The sequence below is a fragment of the Pseudonocardia sp. 73-21 genome, from assembly GCF_001899645.1.
Lineage (GTDB): Bacteria > Actinomycetota > Actinomycetes > Mycobacteriales > Pseudonocardiaceae > Pseudonocardia.
In genome coordinates this window covers 17,532-36,734 of the sequence record NZ_MKVV01000086.1, presented here as the reverse complement: position 1 = coordinate 36,734, position 19,203 = coordinate 17,532, and the positions used below count along the sequence as shown (strand labels likewise).

Genomic DNA, 19,203 nt, shown 5'->3' with positions numbered 1-19,203 from the left:
GACAACGCGACCGGACGCTCACCGGGAACCTGCCGGGACCGACGAGCTGAGGGCGGCGGCCCCGGAACGCACCGTGACGGCGAAGAAGTCACGCTGATCGGGCTGGAGGTACCGGGTCGCGGGCTGCGGCATCGCGGGAAGCAGCTTGGCCGCGGCGAGCCCGAACGGTCCGCCGGGCGCGGGATGGAAGGTGTTGAAGGTGACCATGCCGGGGTGGATGTCGAGCTCCATGCCCCGCTGCACTCCGGCCTCGACCATCGCCTGGGCCAGCCCGGCGAGCGTCAGCTTGTCGCCGGCGACGTAGACGAGGTTGCCGGAACGGTCGGTCCCGACCCCCGAGCGCCAGGTGTACTGGAACTGGTTCTTCGCACTCCCCCACGCCCCGCTGGAGTTGTCGGCCAACCCGGACACCGCTCGCCCCTGGTCCACGACCAGGCTCAGGTTCTGGCGCACCGAGGCCACCTGGGGCGACATCGAGACGTCGCGGCCCCACTGCCCGACCGTCACCCGACCGGCGGTGTCGATGACCAGCGACGCCGCACCGTCCTGCAGGGGCACGGCGGTCCGTCCAGCCGCGTAGAAGCCGCCGGAGATGTCCTTCATCTTCCAGCCGGAGTTGAACGCGGCCACCAGCGTCGGGCGCAGCTGCGGGGGCACCTGCGCGCCGTCCGGGGAGGTGCCGCCCGGCTCGCGGGTGCCGGAGATCAGGCGGGTGGAGGTCAGCGACTGGTCGAGCCAGGCCGCTCCCACGATCTGGCTCGGGTAGGCCGGGTCGGGCCGGAAGTAGCCGGTGTCCATCACCGGTGCGCCGGCCACCGTCTGCGCGCTGGGCACCCAGACCCCCTCCCCGGTCAGCGGAGTCACCCCGCTCAGCAGCGGCAACCGGGGCGGCTGCGCCGCAGCAGCCACGGCCGGGGCGCCGCTGCCGGTGACCGTCGGCAGTGATCCGGGCGCCGGGGCGGTACCGGTCGGGACGTTGTGGGCGAACCACCAGTTCTCGACGATGTTGACCAGCCCGGCGCCGCCGTTGTCGCGCACCCACTCGACGGTGCGCACCTGCCAGCTCGCGTCGCCGGGGAAGGTCAACGCCTGCGTGTAGGAGATACCGGCCGTCCCGAGCACCAGCGCCAACACCACCGCGACGATCAGGCGCGGGCGCCGCCCACGGCGGCGGTGACGGGGCGCTCCGGCGGCCGGGCGCGGGGGTTCCTGGAGCAGCACCTCAGGCCACCGATCCGGCGCGCAGGGCGACCGCCGCCGCCCATGTCTCGCCGGCAGGCGTGTCGCGACAGCCGGGCAGCACCACCAGCCGGTCCCGGGCCTCGAGCACGTCGCGGGCCAGCTCCCGACGACCGGGCGAGGTGAGGGTGAACCGCGCCGGGTCCAGGACCGCCTCCGCGGCGTAGCGGTGGACGTCCAGGCCGCGCCGGGCAAAGGGGTGCGGGTCGGCCACGTCGACGAACAGCGGCAGCAGATGCTCGGCGCGCAGCACGTCCAGGTAGCTCGACAACGCGAGCTCCCGGTCCGACGGGCGTGCCTGCACACCGGCCGACGTGACTGCCCACCGGCCGCGGCGCCGGTAGCGACCGGTGGCCCTCCCACCGAGCAGCGAGACCCGATGATCACACCGAGACGGTGACGACCGCTGCGTCGCACGCGTTCCCGCACGCTGGTCGGTGATGCTCATCGGGTCTACCTCCGCTGAGGGCCGGGTGGGACTGCACCACCTTCCGCCGCCGAGCATTGGCCCAGGATGTACGCCGGATGAGAACGCCCTCATCACCCGCGCGGCCATCGCCCGCGGTGTCGGATCGCGTCACGACCGCGTCTGTCACGATGGAGGCCGAGCATCTGGAGGACGCGTGTCTCTGGCCTACCTGCCCAGCCCGGCCCAAGGGGTCTGGTACCTCGGGCCGGTCCCGATCCGCGCCTACGCGCTGTGCATCCTCGCCGGCATCATTCTCGCGGTATGGCTCACGCGGCGACGCTGGTCCGATCGCGGAGGCCATCCCGACGACGTCGTCGACATCGCGATGTGGGCCGTGCCGTTCGGCATCGTCGGCGGACGGCTCTACCACGTCATCACCGACCCGGAGTTCTACTTCGCCCCGGGGCAGCAGCCCATCCGCGCCCTCTACATCTGGGACGGAGGGCTCGGGATCTGGGGCGCGGTGGCCCTCGGCGCGGTCGGGGCGTGGATCGGCTGCCGGCGCCGCGGCATCCGGCTCGCCGACTTCGCGGACGCCATGGCGCCCGGCCTCGTCCTGGCCCAGGCCGTCGGACGCTGGGGCAACTGGTTCAACCAGGAACTCTACGGAGGACCGTCCACCCTGCCGTGGGCCCTGGAGATCGACCCGGCCCACCGCCCGCCGGACAGCCCGCTCATCGCGACGTACCACCCGACGTTCCTCTACGAGTCGCTCTGGGACGTGGGTGTCGCGGTCCTGCTGATCTGGGCGGGACGACGCTGGATCCTGAACAACGGGCGGCTCTTCGCGCTCTACGTGGCCGCCTACACCGTGGGCCGGGCCTGGATCGAGGCGCTACGCGTCGACCACGTCAACCACTTCCTGGGCCTGCGGCTCAACGACTGGACCAGCCTCGTCGTCTTCATCGCCGCCGCCGGGTTCGTGGCGTTACGCGCGTCGCCTACGACACGAGCCGGCACCGCCGATCGTCCGACGACACCAGGTCGCACAGGTTAGTGCCCTCCGGCCTACGCGGTCCGGTTCGGCATCGAACGTCCACAGCGCAATCGGATCGGGCCGGGACGATGTCCCGACGGGGCCGACATCGAGCGCCCGCCTTCACAACGCGATCACATGGCGCTGGCCAAGAGGACGAATCCGGCGCCGACCACCAGGCCCAGCTCGACGCGATTGAGCCATGCCAACCGGAGAAGTCGGCGCCGGACGTCCGGGTGGTCCGGGCCGTGGGTGGAGGCGAATGTCATCAAGCGCAGGTATCCGGGCGCGCTGACGGCCGAGCCGGCCACCGCCGTCACCAGGTACAGACCGAGCGGGACGGCGACGACCGGACTGCCGAACGACGCGCCGGCTTGCACGACGAGGCCGAGGCCGCACCCGAGCGCGACGAGCCCCAGTGGCACATAGAAGCGCGGGATGATCCACATCAGCAACCGCAGGTAGTCCAGCACGCGCCGGCCGTCGCCACCGTCGAGCAGACGGGCCATGAGTACCTGACCACTGATCGCACCGCCCACCCACAGGACCAGCGACCCACCCACGCCGAGGGCCAGCCACTGGGTTGCCGTCACCCCGACCACCAGCCCGACCGCCACGGCCAGCGCGAGGGTCACCAGTCCCGTGATGACCACGTGCGCGAGCTCGGTCGATGTCGAGCTGGTCGAGCTGCGATCAGCAGGTCCGCGAGATCTCCTCACTGACAACATATTGACAGAGTAGCAGCATGTTGTCAGAGGGCCGGGCGAGACGGCACGATCGAGCGCGTGACGAGCACCTCGCAGACACCCGGCCCGCCGGCACCGACCGCGGAGCGAAACGGCATGGCTCCCCCACCTGCGATGCGGATCGACCCGGACAGCCACCTGACCTATCTCATGGCGAAGGTGGGACACCTGCTGGAGCGACGCGTGGACAGCGCACTGGCCGACATCGGCCTCACGTTGCGCCAGTTCAGCGCTCTGGCCCACATCGCGAGCCGACCCGGACTGTCCGGCGCCGACCTCGCCCGCGCGTTGCTCACGAGTCCGCAAGCGGTCAACACCCTCGTTCAGCGACTGCTCGCCGCCGGGCTCATCGAGCGTGCCGACGGTCCCTCGCGACAGCCCAGAGCCCTGACCCTGAGCCCGGCCGGGTTGTCCACAGTGGAGCGCGCAGCTCGGATCGCGACGCGCGCCGAAGCCACCGCGCTGAAGCTCATCGATCCCGACGGTGTCGCGACCACGCGCCAGGCCCTGCAGTCCCTTCTACGCGTGCTCGGCGCGGGCTGAAGCAGACGCTCAGTCGAGCTCCGCGTTGAAGGTCCACAGCGCCATCGCGGCTCCGGCGTGGCGCCAGGTGATCTGGGCCGCGCCGGCGTGGACCTCCGCCGTGACCCGCAGGGTGGCCGGTGCCGCTCCCGGCACCGACACCGCCGTGGCGGGCCCCATCGAGGTGAGGACGAGGGCACGCCCGTGGTCGTCACGGCCCGACAGGTCCGTCGCCGCGACCGCGACCGTGCCCGAGCCGGCGGCGACCTGCACGGTGAACGCGGCCGAACCCTGCTCAGGCGGACCGGTCGGGCTCGGGGCCGGCGTGATCTCCGGCCCCAGCACGCTCACCCGCGCCGCGCCTCCCGGCACCGTCGCGTCGACCGGCTCGCCCATGGCGAGGACCTGGGGATGGGCGGCGTCGGCCCGTTCGACGGGCGCGACGGCCGGCGCCGTGGGGATCGGGACCGCCCCCAGCCTGGCGACGACCGAAGCCGCATCGTCGGGCGCCGCCCCGGCCGAGCATCCGGCGAGACCGAGCAGGACGACCAGCGTGAGCGCCGGGACACCGTTCCTCACTTCGGGGCCGGCACGGCCGGGACCGCCGGGTCGTCCGAGCTGGCGGTCGCCGGGTAGACGACGGTGCCCGACGGCGCGGGCGGCAGGGCCTTGCCCGACGGGTTGTTGTAGACGTCGGCACCGAAGGGACGCAGGCCGTCTGCTCCGGCGAACCCGAGGTGCCCGTCGCCGTCGCTGCCGCCCTTGCGCACCCCGAACAGGTCCTCCGTGCTGCGCAGCCAGCTGTAGTGGTTGTAGGGCTGGTCACTGATCGAGCCCGGGGTGATGTAGCGGCTGATGAACACCGCACCGGTGATGCCACCGCCGGGGGTGGTGTCCTGGCCGAACGCCTGGAAGCCGGGCTGGGCGGTGTTGGGGCCGGGCAGCTCGTTGCAGCAGGCCACCACCGACTGCGAGACGTCGGTCGGGACGTTGAGCGATGCGGTGGCGTTGCCGGCGAAGTCGGCGATCGAGTTGCCGTACATCTTGTACGGCGGGAACGCCTCGTCGAAGATCACCTGGATCAGGCCGTCCTTCTGGAACGCCGGCGACGCCATGATCTGCGGGACGACCTTCTCGAGGAACAAGTCCGCGGCGTAGAGCCCGCCCTGGTGGTTGTTCGGGTCCCCGGAGAGGTTGTCGCCCTTGCAGGTGGCGTCGTGGGCGTCGGAGCAGTTGTTCGGGCTGATCCACGAGAACTGCGGCGTGGACTTCTCACTGGCCAGGTCCTGGGCGAGACCGTTGACGGCGGGGTGCCCGGTGGCGGCGGGCAGCCCGTCGAGCGGCACGACGTTCTTGCAGTCGTTCGGGTTGTCGGTCACCGAGTGGAACCAGGGGGCAGGGTTGTGCTTGGCCACGTACTGGTCCTGCGCGGTGGCGCTCGGCGGGTCGGGGACGCCGGCGCCGGCGGGGTTGCCGGGGATGCCGCAGTGGTAGGGGTCCTCCCGGCCGGGGGTGTTGCCCATGTCCTGCGCGTAGATCTTCCACGGCACCCGCGCCTGGTCGAGCTGGTTGAACAGCGTGGGCACCGACGCGGGGTAGACACACCCGGACGACACGTTGACCTGGCCGTCGGCGGCCTTCGTGGCGGGCTTCGCGTCGACGTAGGTGGGGCAGTCGTTCTGGTTGTCCGGTGCCGGGGACTGGCCGCCGACCAGCGAGATGTAGTTGTCCAGGCTGAAGTGGCCGGTGCCGTAGTACTGGCGCAGCAGCAGCCCGTAGCTGGGGAGGGTCTTCCACAGGTAGTCGTTCTGGTTCAGCCCGGTGAACGTCGCCTCGTAGGACTTGTTCTCCAGGATGATCGTCCACACGTGCCCCACCCTCGGCACGTCGCCGCGGCCGTCGCGTGCCTGGGCCACCCCCGGGGCGACCACGGCCAGCCCCGCCGCGGCCAGCAGCGCGATCAGCAGTGCCACGAACCGGGACCGCGTCATGCGTCCAGCAATTCCCGCCATCGGTGACAGACCCTCCGCTTGCATCCGCCGAACGCCGCCCGCCCGGCTGGCTGGCACAGCATTCCCGACCCCGATCGGGTGACAACAGGTCTACCGTCGGCGAACAAGCGACGACAAGATGAATATTTCCTCAGAATGCGATCAATCAGACGCCTGGGCCAGAACCCCGTGAATTGCGACGTTGCGACCGAAACTGACATGATCTAGTGGTCGATGCCGACTCCGTTGAACACCTTAACGTGGGATTACGGCTGATCATGCGGCGTTGCGGCTACCTCGCCCGTCGAGTTTCGATCACCCCGTGTCGTCGAGGAACGGGCTGAGCGCGGCTGTCACGCTTCTGGTGATCGCCGGGCTGGGCGCACTGGCCGCCTTCATGACTCTGCCGCCGGCGGCTGCCGGGAGGGACGCTCCGGAGGCCGAGTTCTCCGCGCAGCGGGCGATCACCCGCCTGGGGCCGATCGTGGGAGACCCGCATCCTGCCGGATCTGTCGCGAACGAGAAGGTCCGTGACTACCTGGTCGACCAGCTGCGAGGGCTTGGCCTCCGACCGTCGACCGACACCCGGGTGGCAGGTCGGGCTCATGCAGACCAACTGCATGTCGTGGGTACCGTCACCAACATCCGAGCACGGCTTCCCGGTTCTGCGCCCAGCGGACGGATCGTGCTGGTCGCGCACTACGACTCGGTGGCGTCGGGGCCCGGCGCTGCCGACGACGGTTCGAACGTCGCCGCGATCCTGGAGATCGTCCGTGCGCTGAAGGCGGCGCCACCCCTGCGCAACGACGTGGAGATCCTGTTCACCGACGGCGAGGAGGTCGGCGACCTCGGCGCCCAGGCCTACGTGGACTCCGGTGGCGCCGCCGATCCGAGGCGCACAGCGGTGGTCAACATGGAGGCCAGGGGGACATCCGGCCCGGCGATCATGTTCCAGACGGTGGGTGCGAACGCAGGGCTGATGCGCGCGGCCGGTGCGAGCGGCGCGCTCGCGACCTCGGTGTCGGATGACATCTACGAGCTGCTGCCCAACTACACCGACCTGACCGTCTTCGGCGAAGCCGGGTTACGCGGGCTCAACTTCGCGTTCGTCGGCGGATCGGCGAACTACCACACCCAGCACGACGACCTCGCACACCTGGACGCGTCGAGCGTGCAGGACATGGGCGCCTCGGTCCTGGCCGCGGTGCGCGAGCTGGGCGGCAGCGATCTCGGCGCACTGCCCGACGGAGACGACAGCTACTTCACGGTGCTCGGCCTGTTCGTGCACTACCCGGCGTGGCTGGTGTGGCCGCTGGCCCTGCTGGCGGCGTTGGCCGTCGTCGCCGCGATCTGGTCCCACCGCCGCCGCGGCGCCCGACCGGGTCGGATCGGTGACGTCGCCGCGTCGTTCCTGGGGCCGGTGATCGCAGCGGCGGCGATCGGAATCGCACTGTGGCTGTTTCTCCTCTCCGTCCGCCCGCTGTACGCGTTGCTCTACATCGGCGACACCTACCGGTCGCAGTACTACGCGACGGGTTTCACCCTGCTCGCTCTCGTGGCGCTGACGATCTGGTACCGCTGGGCCCGCCGCCGAGCAACGGTCGCCGAGGTAGCTCTCGCGTCGTTGAGTTGGCTTGCCACGCTCGCGCTGGTGACGGCCGCCGTCGCGCCGGGAGGGGCGTACCTGTTCACCTGGCCGGCGGTGATCGGGGCGTCGGCGATGGCGGCCGCGCAACGCTGGGCGGGCGAGGGCTCACCGTGGCATGCGATCGCGGCAGGCGCGGCCGCAGCGCCCGCGATGCTGCTCGTCGTGCCGATCGTGCTGCTGCTGTTCCCCCTACTGGGCATCTCACTGGCGGCGGCGCCACTCGTCGCGGCCGTGCTGTTCGGCGCGACCGCCCTGTCGTTGCTGCCGTTCACGCCGCGCGTGTTCACCGTGATGCAGTCGTTCGTCCTGGTGGCAGCGGTGACACTGGTCGGGGTCGGTCTGGGTGTGGACGGCTTCGACATCGGCAGGCCGCGCCCGGTCAGTCTGGGCTACGCGGTGGACGGCGACACCGGTCGGGCGTACTGGGTGACGACCGGCGAGCCGGACGAACCCATGGTCGCGCCCCTGTTGGCGCAACGAGTGACGCTGCCCACCGGTAGCTTCCCGAACCTGCCACCGCGGCCCGTCCTGGCCACCGTTGCTCGTCCTACGCGGTCGGTCGTGGTGCCGACACTGCAGCAGCTGGGCGACCGCCGCCGGTCCGACGGAGCCCGCGACACATCGGTCCGCGTCCAGGCAGGTCCGGGCGCCAGCTACGTCTACGTCTACGGCGACGCGATCGAGGGTGCGACCGTCGGCGGCATCGCGTTGCCGGGCGGCACGAACGTCGGAGGGAGATGGGGCGCCGGCTACGCTGCGCCGCCCGCCGACGGCATCGAGATGACATTCACCACGCATGGGCCGCTGACCGTCAGGGTCATCGCTCTCTACGGCACCTTGCCCGCTGATGCCGGCGCCCCGGGCCTGCCACCCGATGCGAGCTGGGTGACCATGTCCGCGCTGGCCGGGCAAACCTCTGCCACCCGCGAGTTCACCGTCTGACAGTCCCGCATCGGGACCGGTCAGATCACGCCGAAGGTGTTGGCGGCGACGTCAAGATCGCGAGAGCCGCACGACGGTGAGGCGTCGGCGACGTCGAGGTTCGCCACGTCGACCAGTGCCTGCTCGCTTATCGCCGCACCGTGATGTGCCGCGATCTGGTTGACCGGGCCACCACCGAGACCTACTGTCATTTTATATGTCCGGACATTTCAACGGAGGGTCCGCATGCTGAACGTCGAAGTGATCGCCACGGAGGAGCTCGGGGACCGCAGCTACCTCGCGCACGACGGTGCTGCCGCCGTGGTCGTCGACCCGCAGCGCGACATCGACCGCATCGAGGCCCTCCTGGCGGAACGCGGCCTCGTCCTGGAGATGGTGGTCGAGACCCACATCCACAACGACTACGTCACCGGCGGCTACCAGCTCGCCGCGCGCACCGGCGCCCGCTACGTCGTCAACGCGGAGGACCCCGTCTCCTTCGACCGGGTCGCCGTGCGCGCCGGCGACGAGCTGACCGTCGGCACGATGACCGTGCGCGTGATCGCCACTCCGGGCCACACGTTCACCCACCTCGCGTACGTGGTCAGCGGCGCCGACAGCGACGCCGCACCGGCCGTGTTCACCGGCGGATCCCTGCTCTACGGCAGCGTGGGGCGTACCGATCTGGTGGACGCCGACCGCACCGACGAGCTCACCCGCGCGCAGTACCACTCCGCCCGACACCTGGCCGAGAGCCTGCCGGGGGATGCCGCGGTCTACCCGACCCACGGCTTCGGCAGCTTCTGCTCTGCGGGACCGGCCGCCGGCGGCCGCGACGGCACCATCGCCGACGAGCGCACCCGCAACGACGCGCTGCTCGAACCCGACGAGGACGCGTTCGTCGCCCGGCTCGTGGCCGGCCTCACCGCCTACCCCGCCTACTACGCCCACATGGCCCCGGCCAACCTGGCCGGCCCCGCCGCGGTCGACCTCTCGCCGCTGCCCACCCTCGAACCCCGCGAGCTGGCCAAGCGCATCGCCGCCGGTGAGTGGGTCGTCGACCTGCGCGACCGCACCGCCTACGCCGCCGAACACATCGCCGGCAGCGTCGGCATCGGCCTGGGCCCGCAGTTCGCCACGTGGCTCGGCTGGGTCATCCCGTGGGGCACCCCGCTCACCCTCATCGGCGAGAACCCCGACCAGGTCGCCGAGGCCCAGCGTCAGCTCGTCCGCATCGGCATCGACCGCCCCGAGGGCCGGGCCACCGGAACCATCGACGCGCTGGCCGACGGCCAGCCCACCCGCAGCTACCCCACCGCGACCTTCGAGGACCTGCACGCCGGACGCAGCGACCGCGGCGAGGACCCGGTGATCGTCGACGTCCGCCGCGACGACGAGTACGCCGCCGCCCACATCCACGGCGCCCTGCACATCCCACTCCCCCAGCTCGCCGCACGACTCGACGAGCTCCCCGACCGGCAGCTGTGGGTGCACTGCCAGAGCGCCTACCGCGCGTCCATCGGAGCCGGCCTGCTCGACCGCGCCGGGTTCGACGTCGTCCTCATCGCCGACGAGTTCCCCCACGCCCAGGAGCTCGGCCTGACCACGAGGAGTGCCGAATGACACCCCGCACGCGTCCGGCCGGGACCACCACGACCACTCCCATCGACGGCGACGACCTCCCGACCGGAGCGGCGCCGACGACCAGGGTGAGCCGGATCGGCCACGGCTTGCCCGGGCTCGCGGTCGCCCTCGCCGTCGCGGTCGTCGCCACCCTCGCCGGCATCGAGGTCCCGGTCGTCGGCGGGCCGGTGTTCGGGATCGTGCTCGGGGTGCTGGTCGCCGCCGTGCTCCGGCCCGGCGAGACGCTGCGCCCCGGGCTCGCCTTCGCCTCCCGGCCCGTCCTGCAGGCCTCCATCGTCGTGCTCGGCGCGACCCTGTCGCTGCAGCAGGTGGCGCAGGTCGGGGCGTCGTCGCTGCCGGTCATGCTCGGCACCCTGGCCGTCGCGCTGCTCGGGGCCTGGGGGCTGGGCCGGCTGCTCGGGGTCCGCGGGCCCACACAGTTGCTCATCGGCGTCGGCACCGGCATCTGCGGCGCGTCGGCCCTCGCCGCGACCCAGGCCGTCATCAAGGCCAAGGACTCCCAGGTCGCCTACGCCATCGGCACGATCTTCACCTTCAACATCGTCGCCGTGCTCGCCTTTCCCCAGATCGGGCACCTGCTCCACCTCGACCCCCACGCGTTCGGCCTCTGGGCCGGCACCGCGATCAACGACACGTCCTCGGTGGTCGCCGCCGCCTACGCCTACGGCGGCGACGCCGGCTCGTACGCGGTGGTCGTCAAGCTGACCCGCAGTCTCATGATCATTCCTATCGTGACGGCGCTGGCGCTGTGGGTGGCCCACCGCGAGTCCGGCGGAGAGCGGCGTGAGGGCGGGTTCAGCCTGCGGGCGCTGCCGTGGACGAAGCTGGTCCCGCTGTTCCTCGTCGGGTTCGTCGTCGCGGCGGCCCTGAATTCGGCCGGTCTGGTCCCCGCCGGCTGGCACTCGGCGCTCACGTTCGGCGGAACGTTCCTCATCACCACCGCCCTCGCCGGGATCGGGCTGACGCTGCGCCTCGGCGACATCCGGCGCGCGGGGGTCCGTCCGCTGCTACTCGGCGCGGTTCTGTGGGTGCTGGTCGCGGCCGCGAGCCTCGGACTGCAGGCCCTCACCGGCACCCTCTGAACGCCCGACCGACGACGGGAGAGCGGCGAGCCGCCCGGAGTAGATCGAGTACCCGTCCACCCGGCGGGCGACCGCGGTGGCCAAAGCCGTCGCCACCACCAGCGGCACCGTCAGCCCGAACCCGGTGCCGGTGAGCTCCAGGACCAGCACCAGCGCGGTCAGCGGCGCCTGCATTCCGGCCCCGAGCATCGCCGCCGCCCCGACCAGCGCGAACACCCCCACCGGCGTGCCCGGCCACAGCGCCGACCACACGATCCCCAGCAACCCGCCAAGCGCCGCCCCGGTGGCCAGCGTCGGCGTGAGCAGCCCGCCCGACGCACCACTGCCCAGACACAGCGCCGTGACCAGCGGTTTGAGCACGAACAGCGCCAGCAGCAACCACACCCCGGTCGTGCCGAGGAACGCATCCAGCGCGATGCCCTTCCCGTTGCCGAACAGCTGAGGGAACACCTGCCCGACCCCGGCGAGCACCCCGAACGCCACCAGCGGCGCGACGAGCACGAGCCTCCCGCTCGCCCGGTGGTGCGACACGACCGCGACCATCCGGATGAACGCGACCGCCACCAGCCCGATCACCGGCCCGGCCAGCATCGCCCACACCAGCGCCGACGGGGTGAACGCGTAGTCGGGGACACCGAGGTACGTGGCCTGCGCCGGCAGGTACACCCACGCCGTCACCGTGGCCACCCCCGAGCACACGAGCGCCGGCAGGGCCACGGGCAGCGTGATCACCCCGATCATGATCTCCGCTGTGAACAGCGCCCCGGCCAGCGGCACGTCGTACACCGCGGCCAGCCCGGCACCCGCCCCGCACGCCACCAGCAGCCGTCGCTGGCCCGCGTCCATCCCCGTCCAGCGCGCCAGCACGCTGCCCGACACCGCCCCCATCAGCTTCGGCGCCGCCTCCCGCCCGAGCGACGCCCCGAGCCCGATCACGATCTCCGACAGCACCGACGTGCCCAGGCTGCGCGGCCACGACAGCGCCGAACCGAACCACGCGGCCTCGTCGGCCTCGGCCCGCTGGCCCTTCGTGCAGCGCCGCAACAGGTACCAGCCCAGACCCCCGATCACCCCCGCCACCAGCAGCGCCACCACCCTTCGCAGCCCGGACGCCTGCTCCACCCCGGAGGCGAAGCTGCCGCTGTCGTAGCCGAACCCGATGTGCTCGACGGTGGTCAGCAGCGCCATCATCGCCACCCCGAACAGCCCCGCCGCCACACCGGTGAAAAGCACCGCCCCCCAGAACCGCGGGGTCAGGGCGGCCTCACCGTCACCACCGGCGTTGGGCTGCTCCGTGGCCCCACGCCCGGAGGCGATCCGACGCGAGATCAGCGGTGGGGGCACCCGCACCCGTTCCGACGGGCGATCCGCGGGATCGGGCATGCCCACACCGTAGGACGCGCCGAGCTCGGAGGCCACAAATGTCCGTACCTTGTTGGCGTGCGGCCTCGAACACGTAACACCGGCGACGACGCCGGCGATCAACCGGCGTGAGCAGCAAGGCGCCTCGCCGACGTGGAGCCTGGACCCGATCGGGACCGGTCCGATGGAGCGACCGGCTGATCGGCTCCACAGTGGTAGCCGCCACGGTCATCGCCGCCGTGCTGATCTTCGCGCAGTGGCAGGACCCCACCCCGGCCCCGCCGGTGTCAAGGTCACCTCAGACCGGCCCGTCGCTCGCGGCTACGGACCGACTGGCCCTCGACACACAGGACTGCCTGAAGAGCACACAGACCCTCGAGGACCTGTCGCAGGCTGTCGTCGCCGCCGGAGGCGCGAAGGGAGCGGCCGTCATCGCGGCCGCCGACCGTGCCGAGACCCGCATGGACCGCCGCCTGTCCACCCGGAACGAACAACTGCACGCGGTGTTCGCCGACCTGAAGGACTCCGTCGCCCAGCTCCGTGAAGCTGCCCGCACGGGCCGCGACGGCACGGCAGCCATCGACCACGTTCTACAGCTGATCGACACACTCGACGCGCGCTGCCAGACGGCTCTGGTGCCGACCGGATCGGCCACCGCCCCGAACGGCTGACGGCGACCCGTCCCACCGGTCGGCGCGATCGCCCGCCTCACGACAGTGCAGCAGTCGTCGGGTGCTCGCCGACGACCCCGCACCCTCGGCTGGCCGACCCTCGTGAAGGGCCGGGCCGCCGCCTTTTCTCATCGTTCTCACATCGAGCCTGAATAGGGTTCTGGGCGTGCGGGTACTGGTCGTAGAGGACGAGCTTCGGATGGCCGCACTGCTGAAACGGGGCCTCGAGGAGGACGGCTACGCCGTCGACGTCGCCAGCACGGGTCCGGGCGCCCTGTGGCAGGCAACCGAGCTTGACTACGACGCGGTGCTGCTGGACGTGATGCTGCCCGGCATGAACGGCGTCGAGGTGTGCCGCAGCCTGCGCTCAGCGGGGCGCTGGATGCCGGTGCTGATGCTCACCGCCCGCGATGATGTGGACGACCGGGTGCGCGGACTCGACGCGGGTGCCGACGACTACCTCGCCAAGCCGTTCAGCTTCGCCGAGCTCTCCGCGCGGGTACGGGCACTGATCCGGCGGGGCGCGGTGGAGCGGCCCACCGAGCTGCAAGTATCGGACCTGCGGCTGGACCCGGCCACGCGCCGCGCGTGGCGTGGTAACACCGAACTGGAGCTCTCGAGCAAGGAATTCGCGCTGCTGGAGCTGTTCCTGCGCCATCCCGGACAGGTGCTCACCCGCACCCGGATCCTCGACCACGTGTGGGACTTCGCCTACGACGGCGTGTCCAACGTGGTCGACCAGTACGTGCTCTACCTCCGCCGCAAGATCGACCGACCGTTCGGGGTCGAACAGCTGGAGACCGTCCGCGGTTCGGGATACCGGCTCCGCACGGAGCCGTCGGAGATGTCGGCATGACGCCGCCGCGGCCCGGCGGACGGACCGTCCGATGCCGCTGAGGTTCCGCCTGGCCCTGCTGTTCGCGCTGGCCACCGCCGTGGTGATCGGGTTGGCGGGGGCCACGTTCGTGCTGCAGCTGCGCGTCAGCGTCGACGCCTCCCTGGACCCGGGACTGCGTGCCCGCGTGGCATCCGTGGCCGACGAGCTCGGGTCGGAGGGCGGGCTCCCGCGGGCGGGCCTGACCGACGAGATCCTGCAGATCAGCGGACTCGACGGGCAGGTCGTGACCTCCTCCGTCGAGGCAGGTCCCCAGCCCTTGCTCGACCCGGCGCAGCGCGCACAGGCCGCTGCAGGTGAGGTGTCGTTCACCGCGACGGTGAACGGCGACCGCAGCCGCGTGCTGGCCACCACCGTCGTGACCGGTGGACGTCGCCAGCTGATCGTGGTCGGAACCGGGACCGACGTTTCCGACGCGGCGGTCGACCGGGCGACGTCGGCGCTGATCATCGGCGGGCCGCTCGCGGTGTTGCTGGCCGGCGTCGGGGCGTGGCTGCTGGCCGGAACCGTGTTGCGACCGGTGGAACGGATGCGCGGCCAGGCCGCCGAGATCAGCGAGCAGAACCTGAACCGCCGGCTCGCGGTGCCCTCGACCCGCGACGAGATCGCCGCGCTGGGCACCACGATGAACGCGCTGCTCGATCGGCTGCAGAAGGCCTTGGACCGCGAGCGCGGGTTCGTCGCCGACGCCGGACACGAGCTGCGCACCCCCCTGGCGATCCTGCGCACCGAACTCGAGCTCGCGGCCCGTCCCGGGCGCAGCCGCGACGACCTCGTCGAGGCGGTCACGGCGGCCGGCCAAGAGACTGACCGGCTGATCCGGCTGGCCGAGGACCTGCTGCTACTGGCCCGCGCGGACAATCACCAACCATTCCTGCGCCCGCAACGGTTTTCCCTGCCGGACCTTCTGTCAACCGCCGCCCGCGGGGCGGCCGCGCGCGGCGGCGCACGGATCACGGTGGTCCGGCACGGCCCTGCCGAGCTCACCGTCGACGCCGACCAGGACCGGCTCCGTCAGGCGGTGGACAACCTGCTCGACAACGCGATCCGCCACGCTCCGGCCGGCACAGTCGTGGACGTCACCACCGCGGCAGGGCTGAGCGGCCAGATCACGATCGAGATCGCCGACCGCGGAGGAGGCTTCCCGCCGGAATTCCTGCCGCACGCCTTCGAGCGGTTCCACCGCGCGGAAGCGGCACGAACCCGCGACAGCGGCGGCACCGGGCTGGGTCTGTCCATCGTGGCGGCCATCGCGCAGGCCCACGGGGGCCGGGCCATCGCCGCGAACCGCGAAGGTGGCGGCGCCGTGGTGACAATCGAGCTGCCGGCGTCGGTGTGACGCCCCGGCAGCGATCCCCCGATCACCGGCACGGTCACCATCGAGGTGCCCATCGATCAGGCGTTCGCGGTGATCACCGGCTCGATCGACTCGTGGTGACCGCACCAGTTCCCGCATCGGAGCGTCGGCCGCCGGAAGGCGACCTGACGTCGAAGGGCCGGCTGAATCCCTGCTCATGACGATTGCCGGGCGCCGCGGCACCGCCCAGGAGTTGTCCGGCCCGGTACAGCCGAATCTCGCCCGCCGCCTCGACCCCTGACGGGGCTAACCGCGCCGCAGCGACGTCGGGGCCACGACCATCTCTACGCGGGTGGCCGTCAGGCGCGACGGAACAGCCGCCGCCACCCACCGCCCGAACTCGGCGTCGCCGCACAGCTGCAGCGCTGCGCCGCCGGAACCCCGGCAAGAACCTGCTCGACGTGCTGCCCACAGCCACGAAAGGTGGCCTTCCCGCACGTCCGGCACGTCGCCCGCTGACACATGTGAAACCTCCGAGTCCAACGCCATTGATACCCCACTGGGTATCGAATGTACGATTGGCAGCATACCCCCAGAGGTATCACTCGGAGGAGTCGGAATGAAGATCGAGGACGATGTCGTCGGCAGCGTGGTCAACCGACTGCGACGCGCCGAAGGCCAGCTCGGCGGCGTCATCCGCATGCTGCAGGACGGCCGCGACTGCAAGGACGTCGTCACCCAGCTCGCCGCCGTCTCACGAGCTCTGGACAAGGCCGGGTTCGCGATCATCGCCGCCGGACTGGAGCAGTGCATCAACGCCGGCGAGGAAGGAAGACCCGACCGGGCCCAGATGGAGAAACTTTTCCTCTCCCTCGCCTGACATCCGCCCGAACACAGGAGACAACGATGTCCGCACACACCGTCACACTCGCGCTATCGCAGAGCGACGCCATCGATGCCGTCACCGCGGCACTGGCCACCCAGGGCTTCGGCGTCCTCACCACCATCGACGTCCGCGCCACTCTTAAGGCCAAGCTCGGCGAGGACGTCGAGGACTACACCATCCTCGGCGCCTGCAACCCCGCCCTCGCCCACCAAGCCCTGTCCACCGACCCCGAGATCGGCCTCCAACTGCCCTGCAACGTTACCGTCCGCCAATCCGACGGCCGCACCCTCGTCCAGGCCGTCGACCCCGCCGAACTGCTCGCCATGGCCGGCGACGGCAACAACCAGCAACCGGCCGAGCTCGCCACCGTCGCCAGGGACGCCTCCACGCGCCTCCGCGCCGCCCTCGACTCACTGACCGCCAGCTGACATCGTCCGGCCGATCACTGATTCCGCGCGGCAACAGCTGCTGGACCACACCTCCGGGATCTCCTGCGTGATGCGGTCGAGGCCTGGCGCCGTTCGCGACGACGTCCCGCCCGGCGCACTCGCGACCCACCGCCTGCGCGCGATGCCGTCGCGGAGCAGCAGAGGACTCGTCGCCGCCAGCGAGGCGATCCCGAGCAGCACTCCAGCGGCGACTCGCTGGGGTAGTGGACGGCCACGACGACCGCACCGAACACCGCTGCGCTGCCCGCGGCGTGGCCGGACGGGAAGCGTAGACCGGCAGCGTGAGCCAGAGGATCGGTCAGTACCGGCCGCGGCCGGTCGACCAGGTCCTTGACCGCCGTTTCCACCCCGAGCTCCAGCAACCGGGCCACCACGACGACGGCCGCGACCCGGGTCAGCCGTGCGCCCAGCAGGACGACCGCAGCCACGGCCGTCACGTGGGCGGCAAGCCCGCCGACCGTGACGATGCCCCCCTGGTCACCTCCGCGGATCCGTCCCGGTCCTGGCCTCGATCAGCGGGCGAAAGTACATCCTGAGCAGCCGCTGGGCGACGGCGGTCGCCGGACCGCGCAGGCCGGGGACCACCACCGCGGCCACGACCGCCCCGAACAGCAGACCCACCGCCACGTCGCTGGGATAGTGCACGCCGACGTAGACGCGCGAGAACGCGACCAGCAGCGCGAGCGCCGCACCGAGCACGCCCAGCCTGCGCTGCAGGACCCACAGGCCGACCACGAGCGCCCCGGCGACGACGGCGTGGTCGCTGGGCATCGAGTAGTCCGCACTGCACGGTGCAGGCCCGCCTGGCCGGCGAGCCGCTCGTCGACTACATCAAGCCCCACGGCGGCGGCTACTTCTTCGCGCTGCCGGGCGTCGTCGACGAGCGTGACGGGTTCGGGCGGGCGCTGATCAGTGGCTCGGCGTAGCGCTGTCGGCGAGGGACACCGGCTCGGGCCACCTGTCCGTGGCCGGGAGCCGGACGCCCCGCACGCCGCTACCGGCCGAGCAGCGGCAGGACGGCTCCGCCGGCGATCCCGAGCACGACCGACGCCACGGCCGCGGTCACGGCCACCGTCGTCGCCACCGGCGTGCGGCCCCCCGGTAGCGGGTGCTCGGGGTCGGGAGCGGCGAAGGCGGGGGCGATCCAGCGCAGGTAGTAGAAGACGCTGGCGACGGTGTTGACAACGGCGAGCACGGCCAGCCACGCCATCCCGCCGTCCACGGCGGCGGTGAACAGCGTCAGCTTGCCCAGGAAGACCGCGGTGGGCGGGGTGCCGACGAGCCCGAGCAGCCCGACGACCAGCGACGCGGCGAGCAGCGGCCGCCGACGGGCGAGGCCGCGGTGGTCGTCGAGGGTGCGGGCGGTGGGGACGGCGGCCGCGACGGCGAACACGGCCAGGTTCGTGACCGCGTACCCGGCGAGGTAGAACAGCAGCCCGGGCAGCGCGAGCGTGGACCGCCCGGCCACAGCGACGCCCATCAGCAGGTAGCCGACCTGGGAGATGGTGGAGTAGGCGAGCAGGCGTTGCACCGAGGTCTGGAAGAAGGCGCCGAGGTTGCCCAGCGTCACCGACGCCGCCGCGATGACCGCCACGAGCAGCGGCCAGTCGACGACCGCGGCGGGCACTGCCTCGACCAGCAGTCGGTAGGTCGCGACCAGGGCGCCGATCTTCGGGATCGTGGTGACGACGGCGGCGACCGGGGCGGGGGTGCCGTCGGTGACGTCGGGAACCCAGAACTGGGCGGGTACGGCGCCGGCCTTGAACATCAGCCCCGCGAGCACCGCCACCAGCCCGACCGCGGCGACCGCGGCCGGGCCCGCTGCGAGCCCGACGCGCAGGGCCGGATAACCGGTGGCCCCGCCGGCGCCGTAGAGCAGCGTCACCCCGGCCAGCAGCGCGACCCCGGTGAAGGCACCCGACAGGTAGTACTTCATGGCGGCCTCGGTGGCGCGTCCGTCGGCGGCCCACCCGGCCAGGGCGTACAGGGGGACGCTGGCGAGCAGGAACGCGGCGGCGAGCAGCAGCAGGTCCTGGGCGCCACCCATCACGATCGCGCCCAGGGCCGCGAGCTGCACCAGCACGGTGTACTCGGCCTCGCGGGGGTGCCCGGCGACCGCGTCGGCCGAGAGCCAGATCGCCAGCAGGGTCGCGACCAGCACGATCGCCCGCGTCGCGGTGGTGGTCGGGTCGATCGCGTAGCTGGCGCCGAACACCAGCTGCGGCGGGGCGAGCGCGCCGGCCGCCGTGGCCGCGAGCCCCGCCACGCACGCCGCGGTGGCCAGCCACCGGATCCGGCCCTGGTGGCGGCGTGGCGTCCACGCGCCGAGCAGCAACCCGAACACCGCGCTGCCCAGCAGCAGCAGCTCCGGCAGCAGCGCGACAGGGTTCTCGTTCATCCCCTCC

At 71.8% G+C, this 19,203-nt stretch carries 19 protein-coding genes and 1 pseudogene; 11 read left to right on the top strand and 9 right to left on the bottom strand.

The features are described from left to right. Nucleotides 1–18: 18 nt before the first annotated feature. Nucleotides 19–1,221, bottom strand: coding sequence for a phosphodiester glycosidase family protein (locus BGP03_RS27225; protein ID WP_296369151.1), 1,203 nt, complete (start codon nucleotides 1,219–1,221; stop codon nucleotides 19–21). 1 nt (nucleotide 1,222) lies between these two features. Next, nucleotides 1,223–1,543: a hypothetical protein gene (locus BGP03_RS27220; protein WP_296369149.1), complete on the bottom strand. Its 321-nt coding sequence runs from the start codon at nucleotides 1,541–1,543 to the stop codon at nucleotides 1,223–1,225. 319 nt (nucleotides 1,544–1,862) lie between these two features. Here BGP03_RS27220 and lgt point away from each other — a divergent pair, with 319 nt between their 5' ends. Further along, nucleotides 1,863–2,705, top strand: coding sequence for a prolipoprotein diacylglyceryl transferase (lgt, locus tag BGP03_RS27215; protein ID WP_296369146.1), 843 nt, complete (start codon nucleotides 1,863–1,865; stop codon nucleotides 2,703–2,705). A gap of 113 nt (nucleotides 2,706–2,818) precedes the next feature. Here the strand turns inward: lgt and BGP03_RS27210 are convergent, their stop codons facing one another. Further along, the gene (locus BGP03_RS27210) at nucleotides 2,819–3,319 is read right to left on the bottom strand and encodes a hypothetical protein (protein ID WP_296369144.1); all 501 of its coding nucleotides are present in this window, start codon (nucleotides 3,317–3,319) and stop codon (nucleotides 2,819–2,821) included. Nucleotides 3,320–3,544: 225 nt separating this feature from the next. On the opposite strand from BGP03_RS27210, the gene BGP03_RS27205 reads away from it, so the two are divergent. Next, nucleotides 3,545–3,973, top strand: a complete 429-nt coding sequence (locus tag BGP03_RS27205; RefSeq protein ID WP_296369142.1) for a MarR family transcriptional regulator — start codon at nucleotides 3,545–3,547, stop codon at nucleotides 3,971–3,973. 9 nt (nucleotides 3,974–3,982) lie between these two features. On the opposite strand, the gene BGP03_RS27200 is transcribed toward BGP03_RS27205, so the two are convergent. Continuing rightward, nucleotides 3,983–4,531, bottom strand: a complete 549-nt coding sequence (locus BGP03_RS27200) for a hypothetical protein (protein WP_296369140.1) — start codon at nucleotides 4,529–4,531, stop codon at nucleotides 3,983–3,985. Continuing rightward, nucleotides 4,528–5,943: an alkaline phosphatase family protein gene (locus BGP03_RS27195; RefSeq protein WP_296369139.1), complete on the bottom strand. Its 1,416-nt coding sequence runs from the start codon at nucleotides 5,941–5,943 to the stop codon at nucleotides 4,528–4,530. Before BGP03_RS27195 ends, BGP03_RS27200 begins: the two co-directional genes overlap by 4 nt. 397 nt (nucleotides 5,944–6,340) lie before the next feature. Between BGP03_RS27195 and BGP03_RS27190 the strand changes: the two genes are divergently transcribed. Then, a complete protein-coding gene (locus BGP03_RS27190) occupies nucleotides 6,341–8,533 on the top strand; it encodes a M20/M25/M40 family metallo-hydrolase (RefSeq protein WP_296369434.1) in 2,193 nt (730 codons plus the stop codon). A 20-nt stretch (nucleotides 8,534–8,553) separates the two neighbouring features. Here BGP03_RS27190 and BGP03_RS27185 read toward each other — a convergent pair whose 3' ends face one another. Next, entirely contained in the window at nucleotides 8,554–8,724 is a 171-nt protein-coding gene (locus tag BGP03_RS27185; protein WP_296369138.1) for a hypothetical protein, read from the bottom strand. Between the two features lie 34 nt (nucleotides 8,725–8,758). Between BGP03_RS27185 and BGP03_RS27180 the strand changes: the two genes are divergently transcribed. Both BGP03_RS27180 and BGP03_RS27175 read left to right on the top strand, forming a co-directional pair. Further along, nucleotides 8,759–10,135, top strand: a complete 1,377-nt coding sequence (locus BGP03_RS27180) for an MBL fold metallo-hydrolase (protein ID WP_296369135.1) — start codon at nucleotides 8,759–8,761, stop codon at nucleotides 10,133–10,135. After that, nucleotides 10,132–11,238 carry a putative sulfate exporter family transporter gene (locus tag BGP03_RS27175; protein WP_296369133.1) on the top strand — a complete coding sequence of 369 codons (1,107 nt, stop codon included), beginning with the start codon at nucleotides 10,132–10,134 and terminating at the stop codon, nucleotides 11,236–11,238. The genes BGP03_RS27180 and BGP03_RS27175 overlap by 4 nt, the downstream gene beginning before the upstream one ends. Here the strand turns inward: BGP03_RS27175 and BGP03_RS27170 are convergent. Continuing rightward, nucleotides 11,164–12,621 (bottom strand): chloride channel protein, encoded by a 1,458-nt coding sequence (locus BGP03_RS27170; RefSeq protein WP_296369130.1) that lies wholly within the window; start codon nucleotides 12,619–12,621, stop codon nucleotides 11,164–11,166. The genes BGP03_RS27175 and BGP03_RS27170 overlap by 75 nt on opposite strands. Nucleotides 12,622–12,812: 191 nt before the next feature. On the opposite strand from BGP03_RS27170, the gene BGP03_RS27165 reads away from it, so the two are divergent. The 5 genes from BGP03_RS27165 to BGP03_RS27145 all read left to right on the top strand — a co-directional run bounded on the left by BGP03_RS27165 (nucleotide 12,813) and on the right by BGP03_RS27145 (nucleotide 16,777). After that, a complete protein-coding gene (locus BGP03_RS27165; protein ID WP_296369129.1) occupies nucleotides 12,813–13,271 on the top strand; it encodes a hypothetical protein in 459 nt (152 codons plus the stop codon). Between the two features lie 166 nt (nucleotides 13,272–13,437). After that, the gene (locus BGP03_RS27160) at nucleotides 13,438–14,127 is read left to right on the top strand and encodes a response regulator transcription factor (protein ID WP_296369128.1); all 690 of its coding nucleotides are present in this window, start codon (nucleotides 13,438–13,440) and stop codon (nucleotides 14,125–14,127) included. 31 nt (nucleotides 14,128–14,158) lie between these two features. Beyond that, nucleotides 14,159–15,505, top strand: coding sequence for an ATP-binding protein (locus tag BGP03_RS27155; protein ID WP_296369127.1), 1,347 nt, complete (start codon nucleotides 14,159–14,161; stop codon nucleotides 15,503–15,505). Nucleotides 15,506–16,082: 577 nt separating this feature from the next. After that, a complete protein-coding gene (locus BGP03_RS27150; protein ID WP_298800650.1) occupies nucleotides 16,083–16,343 on the top strand; it encodes a metal-sensitive transcriptional regulator in 261 nt (86 codons plus the stop codon). Between the two features lie 26 nt (nucleotides 16,344–16,369). Beyond that, a complete protein-coding gene (locus tag BGP03_RS27145; protein ID WP_296369125.1) occupies nucleotides 16,370–16,777 on the top strand; it encodes a DUF302 domain-containing protein in 408 nt (135 codons plus the stop codon). A 498-nt stretch (nucleotides 16,778–17,275) separates the two neighbouring features. Here the strand turns inward: BGP03_RS27145 and BGP03_RS27140 are convergent, their stop codons facing one another. Then, on the bottom strand, nucleotides 17,276–17,569 hold the full coding sequence (locus BGP03_RS27140) for a phosphatase PAP2 family protein (protein WP_363094576.1): 294 nt from the start codon (nucleotides 17,567–17,569) through the stop codon (nucleotides 17,276–17,278). A 20-nt stretch (nucleotides 17,570–17,589) separates the two neighbouring features. Here BGP03_RS27140 and BGP03_RS27135 point away from each other — a divergent pair. After that, nucleotides 17,590–17,724 (top strand): annotated as a pseudogene (locus tag BGP03_RS27135) (deferrochelatase/peroxidase EfeB); the annotation flags it as partial. A 68-nt stretch (nucleotides 17,725–17,792) separates the two neighbouring features. Here the strand turns inward: BGP03_RS27135 and BGP03_RS27130 are convergent. Further along, the gene (locus BGP03_RS27130) at nucleotides 17,793–19,196 is read right to left on the bottom strand and encodes an NADH-quinone oxidoreductase subunit N (RefSeq protein WP_296369124.1); all 1,404 of its coding nucleotides are present in this window, start codon (nucleotides 19,194–19,196) and stop codon (nucleotides 17,793–17,795) included. Nucleotides 19,197–19,203: the final 7 nt, after the last annotated feature.